Source organism: Microcystis sp. LE18-22.4A, from assembly GCF_027531105.1.
In the GTDB taxonomy this organism is placed as follows: Bacteria; Cyanobacteriota; Cyanobacteriia; order Cyanobacteriales; family Microcystaceae; genus Microcystis; species Microcystis aeruginosa.
On the sequence record NZ_JAPZRB010000580.1, the window covers coordinates 1 to 2,071 of the forward strand.

The 2,071-nt window shown below is 41.1% G+C and carries 3 protein-coding genes and 1 pseudogene; all 4 read left to right on the plus strand.

The annotated features are described in order from the left end of the window. Window positions 1–57: 57 nt before the first annotated feature. Window positions 58–464 (plus strand): annotated as a pseudogene (locus O9295_RS24905) (Rpn family recombination-promoting nuclease/putative transposase); the annotation flags it as partial. Continuing rightward, window positions 457–1,284: an Rpn family recombination-promoting nuclease/putative transposase gene (locus O9295_RS24910; protein ID WP_288035974.1), complete on the plus strand. Its 828-nt coding sequence runs from the start codon at window positions 457–459 to the stop codon at window positions 1,282–1,284. The pseudogene O9295_RS24905 and the gene O9295_RS24910, both read left to right, overlap by 8 nt. Before the next feature lie 22 nt (window positions 1,285–1,306). After that, a complete protein-coding gene (locus O9295_RS24915) occupies window positions 1,307–1,474 on the plus strand; it encodes a hypothetical protein (protein WP_199328878.1) in 168 nt (55 codons plus the stop codon). Further along, window positions 1,475–2,071, plus strand: a 597-nt coding sequence (locus O9295_RS24920; RefSeq protein WP_288035975.1) for an Rpn family recombination-promoting nuclease/putative transposase, incomplete at its 3' end; no start/stop codon positions are given.

Below are 2,071 nucleotides of genomic sequence, written 5' to 3' on the forward strand. Positions count from 1 at the left end.
GATAAAGGTTACAGCAATTTTAAAACCCTTCCCTTAAAAAATTAAGCGAACAATGAGTTATTACCCTTTGCCGTCCTCAGCAATACCGATGATCCCGAACAGGTGTTAAGTCAGGTGTCCCGTTCTCTAGAAACTATCTCCCAAAAACAGGTGCAAAGCAATCTCGCTGCCGCTACCAGTATTCTCGCTGGGTTAGTATTAAATCGAGAGACGATAAAAAAATCCTTCGGAGTGACATTATGAGAGAATCCGTCATCTATCAAGATATTTTAGAGGAAGGCGAGGAGAAGGGACGGCAAGAAGGCTTGCAAAAAGGACTACAAAAAGGCAAAGAGGAAAAAGCTCGACAAATTGCCCTAAAAATGCTATCTGCTGGCTTTCCTATCCCAGAAATCGCCCAATTTACTGATTTATCCCCCGCAACTATCGAGGAATTACAAAGGCAGAACGCTCGCGATGTTTGATAATATTTGTAAATTTATCGCCGAAAACTTCTCCGATGATCTAGCCACTTGGTTATTGGGTTCTCCCCTCTCCTTAACCGTCCTCGACCCGACGGAATTACAATTAGACCCCATTCGTGCCGATTCTCTGATTTTTTTGCAGTCAGAGCAATTAATTCTCCATACCGAATTTCAAACCGACCCCGACGCCAAGATTCCTTTCCGAATGCTCGATTATCGCCTTCGCGTCTATCGTCGTCATCCCCAAAAACCAATGCGTCAAGTGGTAATTTATCTGCGACGTAGTGATTCCCCCCTAGTACAAGAAAATACTTTCCGTCTGGGGGAAACCTTTCATTCCTTTCAAGTCATCCGTCTTTGGGAAGAAAATACACCGCAATTTTTCCATCATCCCGGTTTATTACCCTTTGCCATCCTCAGCAATACCGATGACCCCGAACAGGTGTTAAGTCAGGTGTCCCGTTCTCTAGAAACTATCTCCCAAAAACAGGTGCAAAGCAATCTCGCTGCCGCTACCAGTATTCTCGCTGGGTTAGTATTAAATCGAGAGACGATTAAAAAAATCCTTCGGAGTGAGATTATGAGAGAATCCGTCATCTATCAAGATATTTTAGAGGAAGGCAGAGAGGAAGGCAGAGAGGAAGGCAGAGAGGAAGGCAGAGAGGAAGGCAGAGAGGAAGGCAAAGAGGAGGGTAAAGAAGAAAAAGCCCGACAAATTGCCCTAAAAATGCTATCTGCTGGCTTTCCTATCCCAGAAATTGCCCGATTTACCGATTTATCCCCCGACGCAATCGAGGAATTACAATCGAGAGACGATTAAAAAAATCCTTCGGAGTGAGATTATGAGAGAATCCGTCATCTATCAAGATATTTTAGAGGAAGGAGCATTAACCGCTAAATTAAACTCTATTCCCCGTTTATCAGCCTTAGGATTAAGTGTAGAACAAATTGCCCAAGCTTTAGACTTAGAAATTGAACAAGTACCAGAAGTCATTGAGGGACAAAATTGAGTGAAAACGGACAGTATTTTCTATCGTCTCTTTCAGACTTTTCCTGAAAGTTTCTTTGATTTGCTAAATCTTCCCCCTGAAACCGTCAATCATTATCAATTTTCCTCCCTAGAAGTTAAACAACTCGCTTTTCGTTTAGATGGGGTCTTTCTTCCTGATAACCTTAATGAACCGATTTACTTTGTCGAGGTACAATTTCAAAAAGATGAACGGTTTTACTCGCGCTTTTTTAGTGAAATATTTCTCTATTTTCATCAAAGTGAGAGTAATAACAATTGCCAAGGGGTGATCATTTATCCTCATCCGGAAATTGAAAATAGTCCCAAATCTCGTTATCAAGAATTCTTTGAGTCAGGCCGGGTTAACTGTTATTATCTGAATCAATTAGATGAGGGGGATTCTCTGGGGGTAAAAGTGTTACAATTAATTGTGGAATCGGAACCAAACACCTTAGCCCAAGGAAAAGAACTGATTCAACAAGTTAGACAACAATTCCAGGAGTCTTTAAAAAGAGAGGACATTCTCGAATTAATTGAGACAATTCTCATTTATAAATTGCCCAAATTAAACCGTAAGGAGATAGAAAAAATGTTTAGT

Coding starts and splice junctions, on each gene's coding strand:
- O9295_RS24910 (WP_288035974.1), top strand. CDS start 457: ATGTTTGATAATATTTGTAAATTTATCGCCGAAAACTTCTCCGATGAT.
- O9295_RS24915 (WP_199328878.1), top strand. CDS start 1,307: ATGAGAGAATCCGTCATCTATCAAGATATTTTAGAGGAAGGAGCATTA.